The following is a 21,069-nucleotide window of genomic DNA, read 5'->3' on the forward strand; positions in this document are numbered from 1 at the left end:
GATTTAATTTTATAAATAGTTCAATTTATTTAATATTGCGTTACATATTTAAAGTTCTTGAAATTTAAGAAGACATATAATGTCTATCTCAATCGTTACCAATGACATAGGACTGAAATACGAACCACTCAATTAGGTCATCAGGCGTTGAGGCAATGTCTTTTAAATTATCTCTTGTCGCATCATAGTGATTTAATTTGTGAAAAATATTATGAAAAATTGATAAAAGTAATGCTTGATCATTCACTCGAGATATTCCAAAATCCAGTCGTTCATAACAATTAACGATACTTTTTGGCGTTTGTTGATATTTCGCAAGTTCCTGAATGATTATGTTATAAAGCATAGGTTTCACCTCCGTTTCTTCATGTTTGAAACTAGAGGCGCCTGCCAAGGCGACTCATTAACTTTCAAGAAGAACGGAATTTTAAAAAGTAGAAGAAAGTACAAAAAGAACATGAAAAACCGCCATTACCGGGGAAGGTAATGGCGTTTTTTTTGCATCATAAAAGTGTATTTTAAAAATAATTGTAAACAATAAAAAAAGAAAGGAACGCAAGTTTGTTCCTCTCCTAATATATCGTTACATCAATCCTATCAGTTTCATCCATAGAGAACCTAAACCAAGCCATATTACAAAGTAAACGACACCTAAAACAAGGTTCATCAGCCACCAACGTTTTTGAGTGACATAACCAGCTGCATAAAGAATAGGTGCAGGACCGCTACTATAATGTGTTGTAGAAGCCATTAAGTTACCGAAGAAACCTAGCATTAATGCACTAAATAATGGTGGTGCACCTGCCGCAACTGCAACACCAAGTAACGCTGCATACATCGCACTTACATGGGCAGTTGAACTTGCGAATAGATAGTGTGAGTAGAAATAGAAGATGACCAAGATGATAAGTACAAGTGGCCAACTCAAGCCACCTAAACTATGCGCAATTGTATGACTTAACCAAGGGATAAAGCCTAATTTATTCAGTTGATCGGCCATCATCACTAACACTGAGAACCACACTAATGTGTTCCAAGCACCCGTTTCATTTAGAATATCTTTCCAATTTAATACACCAGTTACAAGTAATAATGACAATGCGATAAATGCTGTTAACGTCGCATCGACACCAATAAAGCTACCAGTCACCCATAAAAGTAAGGCGATAATAAAGATACCAATCATGAATTTTTCAGCTTTTGCGATTGAGCCCATTTGTGCGAGCTCATTCTCAGCCCAATTTTTCGCATCTGGTGTTTCTTTAACTGTTGGCGGATACAGTTTATAAATTACGAATGGTATCACAATTAATGACACTAATCCTGGCACAATACCAGCTAAGAACCAATTCATCCATGTTACATGTACGTGGGCGGTCTTTTCAGCTAAATTCTGAGCTAAAGGATTGCCAGCCATGGCAGTTAAGAACATCGCCGCTGTAATCAAATTGCCGTGAAATTCAGTGAATATTAAAAATGAACCCACTTTACGTTCAGTACCTTTTTTAGGGTCTGAATCGAAAGATTTAGACAATGACTGAATAATAGGGAACATAATACCACCAGCACGTGCCGTGTTACTTGGTGTGGCTGGGGCTAAAATTAAGTCTACGCCTACAAGAGAATATGCGAGACCGAGCGTCTTTTTCCCAAATAATCTAACAAATTGTAATGCAATACGACGGCCGAGGCCTGTTTTTACGAAACCTCTAGAAATAAAGAAAGCCATCGCTATAAGCCAAATACTAGGATTCCCGAATCCTTGAACAGCTGTCTGAGTATCAACGACGCCCACTAAGACGGTTAATGTGAACCCTATCATTGATACAGCACCAATGGTCATAGGTTGGGTAATACAACCGATTATGGTACCCACGAAGATAGCGAACATCATCCAGGCTTGTAGACTTAACGTTTCAGGTCTGAACGGCGCTAGCACTGCAATAAGGATGCCAATGACAAGGGGTAGAATAAACTTTTTATATTTTACAGAATTCTCCATATCTGAACCTTCTTTCCAATCTGACGAACATTTCCATAACTAGAATAGACCTATTTTAATACATTGTACAGAGGCTTTATACGTTTTGTTGAGAATTATTATCAACGAAATTTTAAAGTTTTATTTTTGACAACCAACATCGAAATGAACCGGCATTTAGTATAAAATGTTACTCAAGAAAGGGGATGGAATTATGTTTACAATGGGAGCATTCATTGCGAAAGACGATACTTGGATATTATGGGCAATTATTATTGTATGGGCCGCGGTGAGTATCTTTTTAGAACAGAAATATCAGTGGGCAAGTACGATTTCAGGGGCAATTATCGCTTTGGTTGGAGCAATGTTACTCTCCAACTTCAAAGTCATTCCAACTGCATCACCCGTTTATGATACGGTATGGGATTATGCAGTGCCAATATCAATTCCTCTATTATTGTTTAGCTCTAATATTTTAAAAATATGGAAAGAAAGTCGACGATTATTATATATCTTTCTTATCGCCTCAGTAGGAACGATTGTGGGTACAACTGTTGGCTTTATCATACTGCATCAATGGATTCCGTATTTAGCAAAGATTGGAGCCATGATGACAGGAAGTTATATTGGCGGTGGAGTTAACTTTGCGGCATTAAGTACGAAGTTCAAAACGCCAAGTGATATGATTTCATCTACAGTAGTGGCAGATAATAGTGTCATGGCATTGTACTTTATGTTGTTAATTGCGATTCCATCATTACCTTTTATCAAGAAAAGGTTTATGACAGATTATAAAGGTGAAGCAACACCAGAAACACAACAATCGTATTGGCAACCCAAACCTATTCAATTATTAGATATTGCGTTTTCGATTGCAATTGCGGTCGCTTTAGTGGCAATCAGTTTTAAGTTATCTGAAGTGATTCAACATGTTGTACCGAAGTCTAATGTCTTACTCACAATCCTAGTGTCATTCTTTGGTGACCAATATTTACTACTTACGACACTCACGTTACTAGCGGTGGCTATTTGGGGAGATTTCTTTGAAAAGTTAGCCGGATCTTCAGAAATTGGAACCTTCATTATTTACATATTCTTTGTAGTCATCGGTACACCAGCGTCGTTTGTAACCATTATTAAAACTGCACCATTATTATTTGTCTTTGTGGTAATTATTTTAATATTTAATTTAGGGTTAAGTTTAATTATTGGTAAATTATTTAACTTTAAGATTGAAGAGATATTGTTAGCGAGTAATGCGACTGCGGGTGGTCCAACGACTGCAGCAGCACTAGCAATTAGTAAAGGTTGGCAAGGTTTGGTAGGTCCAATACTGATCATTGGTACATTAGGCTACGTCATAGGTAACTATGCCGGCACACTCATTTATCAACTTTTAATACAGATAGGTTAATCAAATATTAAATTGGGAGGTACATCAGCTCAAGTTGTAACGCTGTGTATCTCCCAATTTATTTTAAAAAAAGTTAATCGTTTAATTCGCTGTCTTTAATGTCAGTAATAAACATATGACCTGGTGAGTGGGTAATCATAATGTCTGGCTTCGTGTCGAGTGCCACAGATTGAGGCGTCACGCCACAACCCCAGAAGACAGGGACTTCGTCAGGTTTAATAGTTACAGGTTCGCCATAATCTGGTTGATTAATATTCTGAATGCCAAGTGCTTCAGGATTACCAATGTGGATAGGTGTACCATGAACATTCTTAAAGTGTGTTGTAATTTCAGTGGCTTTAATTGCTTGAGCCATTGTCATTGGACGCATGCTAACTGTGATGTTCCCTTTAAATTGACCACTAGGTTCAGCTGGAATGTTGGTGCGATACATAGGTACATTATGTCCTTCCTCGATATGGCGGACGGGTACGTTGGCTTCTAGTAGAGCGTGTTCAAAGGTAAAACTACATCCGATTAAGAAGCTAACCATATCGTTGGTATAAAGGTCAGTGATATCATCTACTTCTTCGATAAGCTCGCCATGTTTATAGATACGATATTTCGGTACTTCAGTACGAATATCAGCATGTGGTCCATAATATGGAAATGAATGGGCACCCACTTCTGATACATCTAATAGTGGGCATGTCTTTGGGTTTCTAAAGCAAAATTTCAAAAAGTCATAAGCATATGTAGAAGGTAATATGACTACATTTGCCTGAATATAACCTTCTGCCATGCCACTTGTATGACCAGTTATCTTACCTTCTCGAATCAACTGACGCAAATCTTGTGGTGATGTATATTTATAATCCATTTTAAATCCCCCTTGTTCCCCTTAAATGTGTAGTACTTATTACTACAATATTTTAAATTTACACTTAAGGCAAGGGCATGATACATGCTATTTATTAAATAATTTATAGGCTAAAGTGATGGAACTATTGACGAGTATAGGTAAAAGGCAGTATAAACTTACGATGATCCAATTGTTATCAACATGATAGATGCCAAAAAATAATATGAATAGAAATATACTTATGATTACGCCAACTAAAGGTAATAAATTCATATATTGTTCTATATGACTTTGATTGTTTTTCATAGTTTTACTCCTTTCAAGAAACGTTAATCGTTAGAAGATATTGCTAAGCAATTACATGCGATTATCAACCAATTGTTTACTTTGAGTATATCGATATTCAGGTGAACTATCAAAGTGACTCTAAGAAGGTATTTATATAACTAGTTGATCATTTTGAAAACTTTTTCCAAAACAGGAATTTGAATTAATTGCGACACATGAAATGCTATAATTGAGTTGAAAATAAAAGAATTAAACTAGAAAAGAAGGTATATCATGTCAACAAATTATGTCATTACAAACGGCAAAATTTATACAGAAGATCAAGTTATTGAAAATGGATATCTTGTAGTAAAAGATGGCACAATAAGTGATATTCAAGCTGGGGAATACACGGGTGACTTAGAACAAATTGATGCACAGGGACACAATGTCTTATCAGGGTTTATTGATATTCACATTCATGGTGGATATGGAGAAGATGCAATGGATGCATCATATGATGGCCTGAAACATTTAGCGGAACAATTGTTATCAGAGGGCACGACGACATTTCTAGCGACAACGATGACGCAATCGGATGAGAATATTGAAAATGCGTTGAAAAATATTGTGGCCTATCAAGCTAATCAGCAACAAGGAGAAGCAGCTGAAATTGGAGGTATCCATTTAGAAGGTCCATTTATTTCAGAACATAAAGTTGGGGCGCAGAATCCTAAATACGTGCAACGTCCCTCAGCAGCAAAGATTCAACATTTCCAAGAAGTAGCGAATAATCAAATTAAAATTATCACATTTGCACCAGAAGTTGATGGTGCACACGATACATTAAATCAGTTGCATGACGATATTATTTTCTCAATGGGTCATACTGTGGCAACATTTGACGAAGCAAATGAAGCGGTTGAACATGGCGCAAAACATGTCACACATTTATATAATGCAGCAACACCATTTGAACATCGTAATCCAGGTGTCTTTGGTGCAGCGTGGACGAATGACAAACTGAATACTGAAATCATCGTTGATGGCATTCATTCACATCCAGCTTCAGTGCATATTGCATATAAACAAAAAGGGAATGAACATGTCTATCTCATCACAGATGCGATGCGTGCAAAAGGGATGCAAGACGGTGATTATGATTTAGGTGGACAAAACGTTATTGTGAAAGGTAAAGAGGCACGATTAGCTAGTGGTGCTTTAGCAGGCAGTATTTTAAAAATGAATGATGGTTTACACAATTTAATCGAATATACACATGATTCATTAGAACATTTATGGCGTGTAGCAAGTTTAAATCAAGCTATCGCACTCAATATTGATGGCCGTAAAGGTAGTCTGGCCATTGGCAAAGACGCAGATATTGTTATTACTGATGACACGATTAAAATAGACAAAACGATTAAAGCGGGCACAGTTCATCAATACTAATATAGTGCGGTACACAGCTTTTCTACCAGAGTTTAAAAGTATGCATTCTAGTGTATATAAGTAGTAAATGTTTGAAACGACAGACATATGGTGGAAGAGAGGTGTATACATATGAATAATGATTTTAGATTCCCAAATGCGAAACACTTTTTTAGTTGGTTAGCATGGTTGTCTATAATTGCTTTAATCGCACTATTAGTATTTAACTTAGTTATTTATAGTACATTTAAAAGTTTTACTAATTTTACGTTAGCATTTGAGTTTCATCAGACAGAGTTAATCTTATTAATCACATTCTCAATTGTTGCGATTATTAGTATCATTATGTATTTAATACTTAAATTATTTAAGCATTCATAAAAAAAGGAACAATATAGGATTCGATGTGTGTATTACGGATTCCTATGTTGTTCCTTTTTAATATATTGTCTTTAAAATTTATAGATTCTCAAAAATTGTATTATCAACAATGATTTCTACATTTGGATGTTGATGCAAGATAGAGGCAGGCAATGACTCTGAAGTATCTTCGTGTAACAAACGATAAATTGCATCTCGTTTACGTTCGCCAAATGCTAATAAAATGATACGTTTCGCACGCATAATTGATTTTAATCCCATAGATACTGCTTGTTTTGGCACGTCTTCAATGCGATCAAAGTGAACACTATTGGCTTTGATTGTAGATTCTGTTAAATCGACTACACGTGTCTCACTATCGAAAGATGTGCCTGGCTCGTTGAAACCGATATGACCATTTTCACCAATGCCTAAGAGTTGGATATCAGGTTCCCCGATAGACTTCAAATGTGCCTCGTAACGTTTCGTTTCGGCATCTAAATCGTCAACATCACCTTGAGGTATATGAATATGAGAGGTTTGCCAACTATCATTATGATCAAATAGTAAATGATGCATATACATATAATAACTTTGTGGATGATTTGGTGTTAAACCGACATATTCATCAAGATTAAAGGTTTGTACATTACTTAAATCAACATGGTTTGCTGTTAATAATTCTGAAAAACGAGGATAGACCTCAGTCATGGTATTACCAGTTGCTAAGCCTAATATGGCATTCGGATGATTTTGCACTAATTTTAATAATTCAATTGAAACATAGTCACTTGCGAGTGTTTGCGTCTTTAAATTTGTTATTTTCATCATATTGCGCCCCCAAATACGTATGTTGTGATTACTGGATAGCTTGTATAAAACGTTCAGTGATTAGTTTAGGACGTGTAATTGCACCGCCAACTACGGTGCAATGAACACCTAAATCATGTACTTTTTTAAACATCTCAGGTGTCAAAACATTACCTTCTGCAATTACTTTTGCATTGACTTGTTGTAATACTTCTTTTAAAAATTCAAAATCATTTTCAAAGAGAATATGTCCCTTTGTATAAGATGTATACCCATGTAATGTTGTGCCAATGTAATCAAAGTTTAAATGATCAGCATTTATTGCTTCTTCTACAGTAGAAATATCAGCCATAATTTCAACGTTTGGTGCTTTTTCACGTATATAATGTACTAATTCTTCTAGTGTTTCTTTAGGTCGTGTTTGTTGAGTCGCGTCTAAAGCAATGACGTCACAACCACTTTCAATCAATTCATCTACTTCTTTAGTCGTCGCAGTAATGAAGACATCTGATCCTTCATAATCTCGTTTTACAATTCCGATAACTGGGAGAGATACTTCTTCACGAATAGCTAAAATATCTTCTTTTGTATTTGCACGTATACCAACTGCTCCACCTTGGTAAGCAGCTAAAGCCATTTTTGACATAATAAAAGATGAATGTAACGGTTCATCAGGTAAAGCCTGACAAGACACGATTAATCCGTTTGGTAACATAAATCAACACACTCCATATTCTCAAAATTGTAAATAGAAATAACATGTAATTGAATGGTTTATTTACTCATATGATAACATTAAGAAAATATTTATCAATTTAAATTCATTATTTGAAAAATATTTTCAAAAATAATATAGTTGCTATAACACAATCACGAGGTGATGAAATGAAATTTGAAAATAGAATTCAACAGAGTCGTCATTTGTTAACAAAAATGGATAAAAAAATTATCGAGTATATTCAAACGCATGAACTCGATGATCATTTCTCAACGATAAATTCATTAGCTTATGCTATTGGTACGTCACCAGCTACCATTACAAGATTTAGTGGCAAATTAAATTACGCAAACTTTCAAGATATGAAATTTAATTTACAACATGAGAAGTCAGAGAAAGTCGTAGAAAATGCACCGCTTGTACAATTAATTCATCGTTATCATCAAAATATTATTCAACAAACAGGAGAATTTATTTCCGAGGAAAAGATTAAACGCTTAGCACATAATTTGAAAACGTGTAGACAGGTCAATTTCGCGGGATTAGGAAGTTCAGGTTTAACTGCAAGTGAATTTTACTATCGCACTATGCGTATGGGAATTAAAGGTTCGGTATCAACAGATGCGCATCAAATGAAGATATCGGCGTCATTACTAAACGCACAAGATATGTTTGTCGCGATTTCAAATAGTGGAGAGACAATTGAATTAATCGAAGCGGCTAAAATCGCGCAACAACAAGGCGCTTATGTTGTCGTCATTACTAACTTTGAAGGGAGTGCATTAACTAAAAATGCAGACTTAGTACTGATAACAACTGCACAATCCAGTAACAATGATTCTAAATTTATCAATTCTCAAATAGCGACACACTTTTTATTAGATATTGTGAGCTATTTACTACTTAAAGATCCGCATATGCATCAAGTGTATCAACAAACAAGAGCTGTTATTTTAGGAAATGAGAAAGAATGAGGGGGAGAGTGAGACAGGATTCAATTTGTTTGAATTCATTGTCCCACTCCCAATCCTCTATAAAGTTATGATTTAGTAATTGCACCAAATAGAGCAGCATGATTTTCTGTTTTAGTTGTTTGTAACCTAGCAATACCATAATCAGAAGGGAGGTAATGATGGATTTTCGGTTCTATGTATTTTAAAAGTGTCGCTCCTTGTGATGAAATACCACCACCAATTAATATGAGTCCTGGATCGTAAATAATTTGAATTTGTGCGATACCCTCAGCAACATAGTTACTCCATTCATTAAGAATATGACGTGCTTCTTCATTACCGTCCTCTGCCAAATCAAATAGTTTAGGTACATCGGTTCCAAATTCAAATCCTCTAAGCGTCATTAAGTCTTTCAGTGCGGATGTTGAGGCACGTTGTTCAAATGTTTTACCATCTGTTTCGCGATAAAGTAAATAACCAATTTCATTGGCACGATGACGTGCGCCTTGATAAATACCAGAAGTCTCGCTGTAAAATGCACCGCCAATGCCAGTTCCAAGGGTTAAGCAAAATATATTATCCTCTGTATATTGATGAAATGTAAGTTCTCCTAACAATGCAGCATCCACGTCATTATAAACAGTGATGTCAGAAGTTAAATCACTAAAGACATCAAAGAAATTTGTACCATCAAAGTTTGGAATGGTAGGACCAGTATAAATGATTTGTCCTAATTCTGAATTCACCACACCTGCACTTGAAATACCAATGGCCGATTGAGACGATATTGTTTAATAAATGATGCAACTAATTGATAAGCCTCGTCTACAATACGCACGTTAATATTATCTGGTGTTTTAATCTTCTGATAGTCTATCATGTCTAAGTTATCATCGATGACGGCTACTTTAATATTTGTTCCACCTATATCTACTGCTATTTTATACATTTAAGTACCTCCTTATTCCATTCCATTATAACGACACTTCAACTTTAAGCGTTGACTTTACTTGTAGTTGAAAATTATTTTCACTGAATTCGCAATATTTTGTTAAAACTTTTCAAAAGTAGTTGTTTAAGAAAATGATAGCGTTTACAATTCGAGATGTAAATAGAAATTTATTGTAATTGAATTTATCTCAAAAATTATAAAAATGAATTTGAATAAAAATGATTTGGAGGAACGTGACATGGAAGATAAATTAAAAGGTTTATATGCTGCATTGCTTGTACCGTTTGACGAACATGGACAAGTAAAAGAAGAGGGATTAAAACAAATTGCTAAGAACGCAATTGAAACGGAACAACTCGATGGTTTATATGTTAACGGAAGTTCTGGCGAGAATTTCTTAATTAGTAAAGAACAAAAGAAACAAATCTTTAGAGTTGTGAAAGAAACTGTTGGAGACGATGTGAACTTAATCGCTCAAATTGGATCATTAGACTTAAATGAAGCGATTGAACTTGGTAAATATGCAACAGAATTGGGCTACGATGCATTATCAGCAGTTACACCATTCTATTATCCATTCTCATTTGAAGAAATTAAGCAATACTATTTCGATATTATCGAAGCAACTCAAAACAATATGATTATTTATGCAATCCCTGATTTAACAGGTGTGAATATTAGCATTGAACAATTTGGCGAGCTGTTCAACCATGAAAAAGTGGTTGGTGTGAAATACACGGCACCTAATTTCTTCTTACTAGAACGAATTCGTAAAGCATTCCCTAACAAATTAATATTATCTGGATTTGATGAAATGTTAGTACAAGCCACAATCTCAGTTGTCGATGGGGCGATTGGTTCAACATACAATGTCAATGGTCGTCGTGCACGTCAAATCTTTGATTTAGCACGTGAAGGCAAAATTGACGAAGCATATCAAATACAACACGATACAAATGACATTATTGAAACGGTATTAAGTATGGGGATTTATCCTACTTTGAAAGAAATATTGAAGTCTCGTGGTATCGATGGCGGTCTACCTAAACGTCCATTCCAACCGTTTGATGAAAAACATCGTGAAGCATTAGATAATCTCATAAAAACATACGATTTATAAACGAACACAGTGCACTTAGACAACAGAATATGAAATACAAGGGGTGTTGATTATGCATCAAATCGGTTTTGGGGCATGGAACTGGGTAGCCGTGATTGGTTATCTTGTTATTATGTTATTAATTGGAGCTTACTTTACGAAAAGAGCAAGTAAAGATACGGATAGTTTCTTTACAGCGAGTGGTCGCTTGCCTTCATGGGCAATTGGTTTCTCAATTTATGCGACAACATTAAGTGCCATTACCTTTATGTCTACACCGGAAAAAGCCTTTTTAACAGACTGGGCGTACATCGCAGGAAATATTGCCATAGTTGCTATTATTCCAATTTTAATCGCGTTCTATGTACCATTCTTTAAAAAGTTACGTGTAACATCGGCGTACGAATATTTAGAAGCACGATTCGGACCAAGTATCCGTGTCATCGGTTCTTTATTATTTGTTATTTTCCATTTAGGACGCATCGCCATAGTAATTTATTTGCCAACATTAGCCATTACAGCTGTATCCGATATGAATCCATATATTGTAGCTAGTTTAGTCGGTATTTTATGTATTCTTTATACGTTTTTAGGTGGATTCGAGGGTGTTGTATGGAGCGACTTTATCCAAGGTGTCATTTTATTAGGTGGGGCGTTAATGATTATCATCATTGGTGCATTTGAAATCAAAGGTGGTTTCGGCACAATCGTCAGTGATGCGATAGCGAATAAAAAGTTTATTAGTGCGGATAATTGGAAATTGAATTCAGCAGCGGCTGCGATTCCAATTATTTTCCTTGGAAATATCTTTAACAACTTACACCAATATACGGCGAGTCAAGATGTTGTTCAACGTTATCAAGCATCCGATTCAATGGATGAAACGAAGAAATCATTATGGACAAATGGTGTATTAGCATTGATTTCTGCACCAATCTTCTACGGAATGGGAACAATGATGTATTCATTCTATCAACATGAACAAGTCTTACCTAAAGGCTTTAATACATCATCTATCGTTCCATATTTCATCTTAACTGAAATGCCACCATTTGTAGGTGGATTACTGATAGCAGCTATTTTCGCAGCTGCACAATCAACGATTTCATCAAGCTTGAACTCTATCTCTGCTTGTATTTCGGAAGATATTAAACACCGTTTCTTTGGAAAAGGTGCAGATAAAGCAGAAGTTAACTTTGCACGATTAGTCATTATCGTGGCCGGTTTATTGAGTTATGGTATTTCAATGTATCTTATCGCCGCAGATTCAAATAATTTATGGGATTTATTCTTATTAATCACTGGATTATTTGGTGTACCGCTGGCTGGTATCTTTGCCGTAGGTATTTTTACAAAACGAGCGAATACATTTGGTGTCTTAGTAGGATTAGTAGCAGGTGTAATCATAGCTTATGTATTGAATGGCGTCGGTGGAGGTAACTCTCCATTCTATGTATCAATTATTTCTTTCGTCGTGGCCTTCGTCTTCGGCTACTTAGTAAGTCTGGTTGTACCAGCTAAAAATGCGAAAGATATTACCGGATTAACAATCTTCGATAAAGATAAACCATCAACATATATTTCTAAAGTAGTAGAGAAAAAATAATATTTTGTATGCGAGTTGGACACAACTTTTTGTTCGACTCGTATTTTATGCCTCTAGAGTTATGCTAAGATAAAAATGAAAGATAAAACAAATAGAGGTATAACCATGAAATTATTAAAAATCATAGGTATGTTCATTCTAGCACTACTAATCATGAGCATTACGCAAGGCATTGCATCCATCTTTAGTGACTTAATTCCATTTCTAGGTATAGACGCTATTTTACAAGGGGTATTATATGTCATCTTTTCATTTCTCGTTGTTCGATTATTCATAACGCGTGTGTTTAAAGATAATTTGAAAGCGTATCGCATCACGAAACCTAAATTTAATGTCATCTATGTGGTATTAGGTATAGGTTTACCAGTGGCAGTTTATGCGGTATATTTCATCTTTGTACCAGGTGATTTCATCGTACATCATTTTAGTACTTTGAATGATACATTGCACACGTTTTTCTGGTCTATCTTTGTAACAGCCATTGGTGGCGCAATCGTTGAAGAAATGGTATGCAGAGGTTTGTTGATGGGCTATGTTGAGAAGAAGACCAATATCAAAGTTGCTATTATTTCCACGGCAATATTTTTTGGTGCCATTCATTTATTAAACGGTGGACTAAATGTAACTAGTTTCTTCTTATTATTAATTAGCGGTTCGTTAGTAGGCATCATGTTTGGTTTAGCGACTTATAAATTCAATACGATTTGGGCAAGCATTACGTTACATTTTTGCTGGAATTTATCCCAAATTTTATTCATCACTGAAAAGGAAAGCAAGTATAGCATATGGCAGTATGTCGTACATACTAAGAACATAGCTATAACAGGCAATCAATTTGGTTATGAAGCATCAGTGATATCCATCGCTGGATATGTATGCATGATTTTAATTTTACTAACAATTAAGCGAAAGCAAGCATAATCAAAGGGAGTGGGACAGAATTCTTTTTAAATTCGTCTTCCCACCCCCGCAAGGATAACTAGAACTGAGAAAAGCTTGATTTAAGCGCCTTCTCAGTTCAGTTAGCTACTGCGGATTTGCAAAATAACATTAATATATAATTTATATCCCAGGCTTTTAGTTATTTATATCGAACGTTCATATTTTTTAGTCAACGTCAAGAGCATACTAATTATAGTTATACCATTTAAGTTTTCAATTCTGTTTATTTATATAATTTTGTACGATATACTCTGACTGTGAATATATTTAATACTGATAAATAAAAAAGGAGATTTGATATGAAAAAGTTTATATTATTCATTTCAACATTAGTATTAACCCTTTCATTAGTAGGATGTTCGTCATCATCAGACGAGAAAAATTCTAAAGACACATCTTCAGATAATAAGCAGTCACACAATAGTGCTAATCATAATCACAAAATACCAAAACATATTTTTGATAAAACAACTAAAGATCAGAAAATTTCTGAAAGTACGATTAAAAAAGATATTAAAACCTATTTAGATACCGATAGAAAATTAACAGATGCTAGAGAGCCATACGAGGACAAGTTAGACTCTGACGAAAAGTTATCTAAAAAGAAAGAACAAAAATTCAATCATATTGTTGACTTACAAGAACGAAATTTAAAAAACTTTGCCAATTACATAAAAAATAATCAAATGCCTAACAAAGAATATGAACAATACACTAAAAAGATAAGTAATTATATGATAGCAACATATCAAACAAATCAACGTGCGTTAAATTTAGATGAAGATGCATCATTAAAAGATATTCTTGATGTCAATAAAGACAAGGCGATTGCAAATGGTCGAGAACAAGCTAAAATTGAGAAATTCTTGAAAGAGAAAAATATAAAGACCATTGCATTTGATAAATAAAAATAAGCAGGACTTCGACGGAATGAAGTCCTGCTTTTATCTTTATAGTAATGTATTCATTTCTAAATTAAGAAACATTTAAGATTAAATTGAATCGAAATTTGTTAAGTTATAAATAGAAGGTTAGTTCAATCATTAACTAAAAAATACCATGAAATAACCATATAAAATCATAATACCACTGACACCGTTATGAATCATGTGAACCATCATGCTATCTCTTACGTTACCTCGACGATGGTAAGCAAGGTAGAAGATCATTCCCATCAATGTATACATAATAATGGCAACCCAGTTTGAAATGCCATGTTGAGAAGCAAAGATTAAAGATGACAAGATAAACGGTAACCAGAAACGTGTGCGTTTGAAAAGTCTTTCTTTAAAAATGCCACGATAAACCAGTTCCTCTAAATAGGGAGTTATGAATGTAATGGTAAGTACGAATATGATTAATGGAAAGACTTGACCTAATTGATCTGGCGTAGGTTTAGCAGCATTCATGTCACCAAGTAATAATTTATCGTTCTGTGTTTGCATTGAGCCTGTCGCAAACAACATTAAATAAGACATGCCGATGACAATTACGCGTAGTAAAGCTGCCCAACCAATATTGACTGCGATATCTTTGCCTTTAAACTTTTTAGGTGTTTCATAGCTATGACGTTTGTAATACCGTCTAACAAGCCATACCACGATGGCAGCTAATAATAGGTAGACAATTGAGGCAAGCGTCGCCGACATGCCATCCATTTTTACAGAAAAAGAATAAATAAACATGATAGTGACTAAAGGAATTTGAATGAGAAGCATCCAACCGATAAAGATTAAAGCATTTACTACTTTATTCCCGGTAGGATGGCGTTCATCAGTATGTATTGCAGGGTGTTCATGTGAATGCTGTGATGATGAAGCATTTGTATTCAGATTTTCATAATCAGTCATAATAAACCCACCTTTATTCAGAATTAATTAAATTTGAAAATGAATAACCCTAAAGTGAATGTAACATATATTTGACATTCTTAATAGAGCAATTTTGAAAATAACCTATTTTATCGAATATTTAACAAATATATTTATGATATGAGGAGGCTAATCATGTCTGATAACATGTCGAATCAAAAACATAAACATTTCCAAATTTCACAGAAACCCTATTGGAAGTTGCTATTACAATCCATTTTCTTAATTCTAATACTCTTTATGGCTGAATCGATGGTTATCTATTTAGTAGAGAAGCCGAGATACTTTTGGATTGCCATTATAGCCGTCATCATTGCGCTTTTAATTTTGAAAATGAGTAAATTACATCTATTTCAATTGACGCAAATAACGAAAAAACAATGGCTATTTATTATCATTGGATTCATTCTTGCTAATGGAGCAGATTATATTTATTTCGAATTTATGCCTATTACAGGAAATGAAAAAGAATTAGAACAAAGTTATCAAAATGTGCCACTTTATTTACAATTGATTGCGATAGGTATTTTAGGCCCTATTTTGGAAGAGATAATCTTTAGAGGGTTGTTGATTAAAGGCATATTCAGAGGTGCACCTATAATCGGCGGAATCGTGTCCGTTATCTTATTCGCTGGTGCCCATGGGCCAAGTAACATAGGTGAATGGTTCATTTATGGTTTTTCAGGTTTAATTTTCGTTATTGCATACTTGAGAACGGGTCGACTCGAAGTATCTATGATTATGCACATGCTTGGTAATATATTTGCTACATTCCAAAATTATTTTTGGTAGAGGAGAGATAAAAAGTGAATCAACAGACGCAATACGAATCATTTGAACTTTCACATAAACCTTATTGGAAATTACTGTTACAAACCATTCTGCTTATCATTTTAGTGAGTATTAGCTATGTAGTGTCTGGCGATATACTTTACAGTCTATCTAGCGGTTTAATAGGTATTGCTATACTGATAATTGCATTTTTAATAAGTAAATGGCTAAAGATCAAACTATTTCGTTTTAATAAACTTTCCCAGCGACAATTGATTTATATCGTCGTTGGTGTCATAGTATGCCAATTAATTTATTTTGTGCTGAGTCAACCTATTTCAATAACAGAAAACCAACAAGAACTTAATGACATGTTAAAAGGAAAACCGTTTATTTTGCAATTAAGCGTTGTTGGTATTATCGGTCCACTATGCCAGGAAGGCTGTTTAATAAATAAGGATCATGCGTGATTACGATTAGCTGTAACTTATTGAATTCTTGCAAACATTTGAATGATTGTCTCTTCGTAATGACATCAAGATTGGTTGTCGCCTCATCTAGAATTAATATATCGGGTTCAACTAATAATGCTTTCGCAATTCCACAATCGTTGGAATTGACCACCACTTAGGGTGCTCACTTTTTTTAGGTAATAAACTTTGATCGAGTTTGCATTGTTTCATTACTTCCGTTACCTGTCTTCATGTTGGATTTTAGGAATATAAGTGTTTTTAAAGGTTGTTTTAAGATCCACGACACCGTTTTTTTAGGATCCAATGTATTCGTGTTATATTGAGGTACATATTGAATATGTTTAACCCAGTCATGGCGAGATACTTGGCCAAGTGTTAAATCTTTGTAACTCACGACACCTTGATAATCATCATCTAACCCTGCAATAATTTGAGCGAGGGTAGACTTACCGCTCCCACTAACACCACTAATAATTAAATGCTCATGCGTATTCATCTCTAAATCAAAATGTTTAAAGATTTGTTTATCTGAAATGATTTACTGAGTTGGTTAATCCGTAACATAGTGATTTCTCCTATTCGCAAGTTCAATCAGTTGTTGAGTATAGGGATGTTGAGGGGATTCTAAAATGTCTTTAGCATGTCCGCTTTCAATGATATGACCTTCATGCATCACACTAATATGTGTAGCGTAATCCTTAACTAAACTTAAATCATGTGTAATAAATAAAATTGTCATATCATGTTGTTTCACAACATGGTTTAGGAGCCACATCAGATTATTGCGATTATCATAGTCTAACGCGCTAGTTGGTTCATCAGCAATTAAGAATCGTGCTTCGCGAACAATGGACATAACTAAAGCGATACGTTGCGCCATACCACCACTTAACTGAAATGGATAATAGGTTAATAATTCTTGTGGATGATCTAAGCCAAGATGCGTAAATTGTCGCTTCACAAATTCATGTTGTTCTGTACGAGACAATTTAGAATTTAGTGAATCGAATAATGCATCAAAGTGTTTACTAATACGTACATTTTGAAAGAAATTACTACTCGTATCTTGAAACATTGCATCTGTGTCATCCAAGTTTATGTCTATTTGACCTGTGATAGATAATTGCGTATTTGCCATGCCTAACGCCACTCTTGAAAGTAGGGATTTACCACTGCCACTTTCTCCTACTAAACAATGAAAACTTCCCTCTAGCACATTTAAATTAATTTGATTGAGTAAAGACATAGCGCCATCATGGGCAGAGACATTTTCCAAATGTAAAACAGAATCTAACGAATGTAGCGACGGTTGAGTATTTGACATATGAGTGCGAAACCTCCTAATAGAATCCCTGGGAAGAAGAATAACCAAGGTGCTGAATAGAAATAACTCTTACCATCATAGAGAATGGCGCCTAATTCTGGTAAGGGTGGTTTAACGCCTAACCCAATAAAGGCTAATCCGGAAATGCTAAGCATCAATTTACCGAAATCTGCAGTTATTAATGCCATCACGTTACTGAGGAGGTGAGGCACGATATGAAAGAGTGTTGTCTGTGACTTAGATAACCCACTTAAAGCTGCGTATTTCACAAAAGGCTGCGTCTTAGCATCGCGTGCGAGATTTCTAAAGTAACGTAGATAGCGTCCTAACCAACCGATGATTAAGGCTAGGCATAAACCAATAATTGAATTATTGACGAAACCAAGTATCACTAAGGCGATAATGATTGAAGGTAAAGCAATTAACATATCAGCAAACGCCATCATAATGGAATCGAACCAACGTCCGATAAGGGCAGACATTAATCCTAAAATCAATCCAAGTATCACAGTACCAATTAAAATAAGCGTCGTTAATCCAAGTGTTACCATGCTACCTACAAACAGGCGCGTTAGGAAATCACGACCTAAATCATCCGTACCTAAAAGGTGATGAAGACTAGGTGGTAATAACGCTTCTGATTGATGAATCGTATTTGCTTTGTCATATAACAGATAAGCAAATATTGCTAAAACGAGAACGATAATCGGCCATATCCAATATTTAATCTTCATATGTTATACGGCCTCCTAACGATTTCGACATTCTCAGACGTGGGTCGCTTTTCTCAAGTAAAATATCGCCGAAGAAATTAAGTACCATAATCATTACAATAATAATCATGAGAATACCTTGAGTTAAAGGATAATCTCGTAAATTTATGCCATTAATTAATAGCTTGCCTAGTCCAGAAATACTAAATATGACTTCTAAGATAATCACGCGGCTAAACAAATGAATGAAATTGTTAATGGTAATAGTTAACAGTGGTGCTAGAATTTCTTTCACTTGGACATAGATGCGATCTTTTAATTTGAAATGACGTAGTTGTGCTAATTGATATGGTTGACTGTGTAACGTATTTTCGAAAAGATGACTACTTAACAAAATCATATGACTACCTTCAACGAGCACCAAAATGGTTATCGGCAGCACAAAGTACGCCCAGCTATTACTACCTACAAACGGGAATATATGCCACTTAACGCCGAAATAATAAATGAAAATAATAGCTAACCAATACTCAGGTAACGATGTAATGATTTGTGAAACACGGGTGATAACGAATGACCATGTTTTACGTGGATGATTGCCACATAGATAACCGATGATATACCCCAATGGGAATAGGATAATGGCTGAACCTAAAATTAATTTAAGTGTTGGCACAATCGCAAGTGCAATGCGATCGATCACAGGTTCACCATTACTAAAGCTTGTTCCAAGGTCACCTGTAAAGGCATTACCAAGCCATTGTACATAACGAATCGGCATTGCTTGGCTAAGACCTAACTTGTCTTGCGCCATTTTAATTCGCTCTGGTGTAATTTGTGAGACACCATGTTCTTGTAAATATTGGACAGCTGGGTTGCCGGTTGTATTTTCTAAAAGAACAAACAAAATAAATGAAATAACAACTAAATATATGATTAATTTAATGAAATGTTTAGCGATATTAATCATGATTCGATACCTTCAATTTATCAAAGTTTATAGGTGCATCCGTTTGTCCTGAGAATTGGAAATGCTTAATTTTAGGACTCGTAACGAATGTTTCATTAGGATAAGAAATTGGCACTTCTAAGTATTGGTTCTCAATATAGTTAGATAGTTTATTGAACGCTTGTTGACGTTCATCCTGAGTAATCTTCGTTGGGAATTGTTGAATCATTGATGTTAATTTCGAGTCATTGGCGAAAGCACCAGGTTGCTTACCGTCTTGTTTAAAACGCGCATTCAAGAAATTATAAGGCATTAAGGCATTTGTATAGGTACGATAATATGCTAAATCAAAGTCTTTACGCACCGTTAAAGTTTCATAGTATGTTTGTGAATCTAAGATATTAATGTTCAGTTTAATTCCAACTTTTTTCAGTGTTTGTTGCATAATTTCTGCTTTTGTTTTCCACTCAGGAAATTCTTCTGTTTGAAGTGCGAGACTTAGTGAGAGTACCTTGCCGTCCTTTTCAAAATAGCCATTTGAATTCATCTTATAACCTAATGAATGAATTAATTTCTTAGCTTCCGAAGGTGCATACTGATGTTTCGGTTGATTATCAGCATTAACATACTGAACACCACTCTGGAATAGGCCTTTAAGTTTCTTCTTATGTGAAAGGTCATCCGTGTTAATGGCTTTACTGATTGCTTCACGCATCGTCTTATCTTGTAACACTTTATTCTTAGGATTGAAGACCATGAACTGTGTTTCAGTGCTTGGCCATTCATGCACAGTTAAATGGTTATTACGATGAGACTCTTTCACTTGTTGAGGTGTCATTTGTCCTAAGGAACCACCAGTAATATCTATGGAGTTACTTTCAATTGCGAGATGACGAGAGTCACTATCTTCAATCGTCTGGAATGTTAAATGATAATTCAAAGGGTGACCATTATGATAATACTTGTTCGGTTTAAATGACACTGTCTCATTAGTTGAATCAGCCACTTTGAAAGGTCCTGTGCCTATAGCTTTCTCAAATTTGCCAGTCGTTTTGCCATCTTTAACGGCATGTGGACTCATAATCCGAAGCGGTCTAATTTGAGTTAACTCAGGTAATACTTGGTTAGATGGTTCTTTTAATTTGATTTCAACAGTATATTTATCTTTAATATTTACCGACTGTAGCTTATCTAGCGTTTCCATAGGATCCGTCTTATCCGTCGCCTTCGCCCTCTCTATTGAAAATTTAACCGCCGACGCGTCAAAATGAGAGCCATCATTAAATTTCACATGGCGCTTTAGATGAAACGTGTAGTCTTTACCATCATCAGATGATTCCCATGATGTCGCAAGACCTGGCTCGATTTTGCCACCTTTACCATACGTCACAAGTGATTGATAGACCGCACTATACACAGGCATAGGTGCATCAAATGCTTGTGCATCCAGCTTGTTCGGATTAAATTCACGGGGTAGTGAGACTTTAACCTCTTTATGCGAATGATCTTCATGTTGATGTTGAGCACAGCCACTTAATATGAGCATCGCACACATAGAAAGTGAACATACCATGCGCTTCTTCAAAGTCTTACC

General features: G+C 35.2%; 21 protein-coding genes and 2 pseudogenes. 10 read left to right on the forward strand and 13 right to left on the reverse strand.

What is annotated here, in order from left to right:
* Positions 1–88: 88 nt before the first annotated feature.
* Both HYI43_01100 and HYI43_01105 read right to left on the reverse strand, forming a co-directional pair.
* Positions 89–346, reverse strand: coding sequence for a hypothetical protein (locus HYI43_01100; GenBank protein ID UDI77217.1), 258 nt, complete (start codon positions 344–346; stop codon positions 89–91).
* Positions 347–583: 237 nt separating this feature from the next.
* Positions 584–2,002 carry an anion permease gene (locus HYI43_01105; GenBank protein ID UDI77218.1) on the reverse strand — a complete coding sequence of 473 codons (1,419 nt, stop codon included), beginning with the start codon at positions 2,000–2,002 and terminating at the stop codon, positions 584–586.
* Between the two features lie 193 nt (positions 2,003–2,195).
* On the opposite strand from HYI43_01105, the gene HYI43_01110 reads away from it, so the two are divergent.
* Entirely contained in the window at positions 2,196–3,395 is a 1,200-nt protein-coding gene (locus tag HYI43_01110) for a DUF819 domain-containing protein (GenBank protein UDI77219.1), read from the forward strand.
* A 73-nt stretch (positions 3,396–3,468) separates the two neighbouring features.
* Here the strand turns inward: HYI43_01110 and HYI43_01115 are convergent, their stop codons facing one another.
* Both HYI43_01115 and HYI43_01120 read right to left on the reverse strand, forming a co-directional pair.
* Positions 3,469–4,254 carry a putative hydro-lyase gene (locus HYI43_01115; GenBank protein UDI77220.1) on the reverse strand — a complete coding sequence of 262 codons (786 nt, stop codon included), beginning with the start codon at positions 4,252–4,254 and terminating at the stop codon, positions 3,469–3,471.
* A gap of 87 nt (positions 4,255–4,341) precedes the next feature.
* On the reverse strand, positions 4,342–4,542 hold the full coding sequence (locus tag HYI43_01120) for a hypothetical protein (GenBank protein UDI77221.1): 201 nt from the start codon (positions 4,540–4,542) through the stop codon (positions 4,342–4,344).
* A 255-nt stretch (positions 4,543–4,797) separates the two neighbouring features.
* On the opposite strand from HYI43_01120, the gene nagA reads away from it, so the two are divergent.
* Both nagA and HYI43_01130 read left to right on the forward strand, forming a co-directional pair.
* Positions 4,798–5,955 carry an N-acetylglucosamine-6-phosphate deacetylase gene (gene nagA, locus HYI43_01125; GenBank protein ID UDI77222.1) on the forward strand — a complete coding sequence of 386 codons (1,158 nt, stop codon included), beginning with the start codon at positions 4,798–4,800 and terminating at the stop codon, positions 5,953–5,955.
* Positions 5,956–6,066: 111 nt separating this feature from the next.
* Positions 6,067–6,315 (forward strand): hypothetical protein, encoded by a 249-nt coding sequence (locus HYI43_01130; GenBank protein UDI77223.1) that lies wholly within the window; start codon positions 6,067–6,069, stop codon positions 6,313–6,315.
* Positions 6,316–6,393: 78 nt separating this feature from the next.
* Here the strand turns inward: HYI43_01130 and nagB are convergent, their stop codons facing one another.
* Both nagB and HYI43_01140 read right to left on the reverse strand, forming a co-directional pair.
* Complete coding sequence (gene nagB, locus HYI43_01135; protein ID UDI79243.1) at positions 6,394–7,122, reverse strand: glucosamine-6-phosphate deaminase; 729 nt, start codon at positions 7,120–7,122, stop codon at positions 6,394–6,396.
* Positions 7,123–7,153: 31 nt separating this feature from the next.
* Positions 7,154–7,819, reverse strand: coding sequence for an N-acetylmannosamine-6-phosphate 2-epimerase (locus HYI43_01140; GenBank protein UDI77224.1), 666 nt, complete (start codon positions 7,817–7,819; stop codon positions 7,154–7,156).
* A 170-nt stretch (positions 7,820–7,989) separates the two neighbouring features.
* Here HYI43_01140 and HYI43_01145 point away from each other — a divergent pair, with 170 nt between their 5' ends.
* Positions 7,990–8,796 (forward strand): MurR/RpiR family transcriptional regulator, encoded by an 807-nt coding sequence (locus tag HYI43_01145; protein ID UDI77225.1) that lies wholly within the window; start codon positions 7,990–7,992, stop codon positions 8,794–8,796.
* A gap of 65 nt (positions 8,797–8,861) precedes the next feature.
* Here HYI43_01145 and HYI43_01150 read toward each other — a convergent pair.
* Positions 8,862–9,724: pseudogene (locus HYI43_01150) on the reverse strand (ROK family protein).
* 241 nt (positions 9,725–9,965) lie between these two features.
* On the opposite strand from HYI43_01150, the gene HYI43_01155 reads away from it, so the two are divergent.
* The 4 genes from HYI43_01155 to HYI43_01170 all read left to right on the forward strand — a co-directional run bounded on the left by HYI43_01155 (position 9,966) and on the right by HYI43_01170 (position 14,282).
* Positions 9,966–10,847, forward strand: coding sequence for an N-acetylneuraminate lyase (locus tag HYI43_01155; protein UDI77226.1), 882 nt, complete (start codon positions 9,966–9,968; stop codon positions 10,845–10,847).
* Between the two features lie 52 nt (positions 10,848–10,899).
* Positions 10,900–12,432 (forward strand): sodium:solute symporter, encoded by a 1,533-nt coding sequence (locus tag HYI43_01160; protein ID UDI77227.1) that lies wholly within the window; start codon positions 10,900–10,902, stop codon positions 12,430–12,432.
* A gap of 105 nt (positions 12,433–12,537) precedes the next feature.
* Positions 12,538–13,353: a CPBP family intramembrane metalloprotease gene (locus tag HYI43_01165; GenBank protein ID UDI79244.1), complete on the forward strand. Its 816-nt coding sequence runs from the start codon at positions 12,538–12,540 to the stop codon at positions 13,351–13,353.
* A 320-nt stretch (positions 13,354–13,673) separates the two neighbouring features.
* Positions 13,674–14,282, forward strand: coding sequence for an NDxxF motif lipoprotein (locus tag HYI43_01170; protein UDI77228.1), 609 nt, complete (start codon positions 13,674–13,676; stop codon positions 14,280–14,282).
* Between the two features lie 135 nt (positions 14,283–14,417).
* On the opposite strand, the gene HYI43_01175 is transcribed toward HYI43_01170, so the two are convergent.
* Entirely contained in the window at positions 14,418–15,224 is an 807-nt protein-coding gene (locus HYI43_01175) for a CPBP family intramembrane metalloprotease (protein ID UDI77229.1), read from the reverse strand.
* A gap of 156 nt (positions 15,225–15,380) precedes the next feature.
* On the opposite strand from HYI43_01175, the gene HYI43_01180 reads away from it, so the two are divergent.
* Positions 15,381–16,037, forward strand: coding sequence for a CPBP family intramembrane metalloprotease (locus tag HYI43_01180; protein UDI77230.1), 657 nt, complete (start codon positions 15,381–15,383; stop codon positions 16,035–16,037).
* Positions 16,038–16,051: 14 nt separating this feature from the next.
* The gene (locus tag HYI43_01185; GenBank protein UDI77231.1) at positions 16,052–16,486 is read left to right on the forward strand and encodes a hypothetical protein; all 435 of its coding nucleotides are present in this window, start codon (positions 16,052–16,054) and stop codon (positions 16,484–16,486) included.
* On the opposite strand, the pseudogene HYI43_01190 reads toward HYI43_01185, so the two are convergent.
* From HYI43_01190 to HYI43_01210, 5 genes and pseudogenes are all read right to left on the reverse strand, one after another.
* Positions 16,434–17,053 (reverse strand): annotated as a pseudogene (locus HYI43_01190) (ATP-binding cassette domain-containing protein). The gene HYI43_01185 and the pseudogene HYI43_01190 sit on opposite strands and share 53 nt — an antisense overlap.
* Entirely contained in the window at positions 17,040–17,813 is a 774-nt protein-coding gene (locus tag HYI43_01195) for an ABC transporter ATP-binding protein (GenBank protein UDI77232.1), read from the reverse strand. The pseudogene HYI43_01190 and the gene HYI43_01195 overlap by 14 nt, the downstream one beginning before the upstream one ends.
* Positions 17,780–18,547, reverse strand: a complete 768-nt coding sequence (locus tag HYI43_01200; protein ID UDI77233.1) for an ABC transporter permease — start codon at positions 18,545–18,547, stop codon at positions 17,780–17,782. The genes HYI43_01195 and HYI43_01200 overlap by 34 nt, the downstream gene beginning before the upstream one ends.
* Positions 18,537–19,496 (reverse strand): ABC transporter permease, encoded by a 960-nt coding sequence (locus tag HYI43_01205; protein UDI77234.1) that lies wholly within the window; start codon positions 19,494–19,496, stop codon positions 18,537–18,539. Before HYI43_01205 ends, HYI43_01200 begins: the two co-directional genes overlap by 11 nt.
* Complete coding sequence (locus HYI43_01210; protein ID UDI77235.1) at positions 19,489–21,060, reverse strand: nickel ABC transporter substrate-binding protein; 1,572 nt, start codon at positions 21,058–21,060, stop codon at positions 19,489–19,491. The genes HYI43_01205 and HYI43_01210 overlap by 8 nt, the downstream gene beginning before the upstream one ends.
* Positions 21,061–21,069 lie beyond the last annotated feature (9 nt).

The organism is Staphylococcus taiwanensis (assembly GCA_020544305.1).
Taxonomy (GTDB): domain Bacteria; phylum Bacillota; class Bacilli; order Staphylococcales; family Staphylococcaceae; genus Staphylococcus; species Staphylococcus taiwanensis.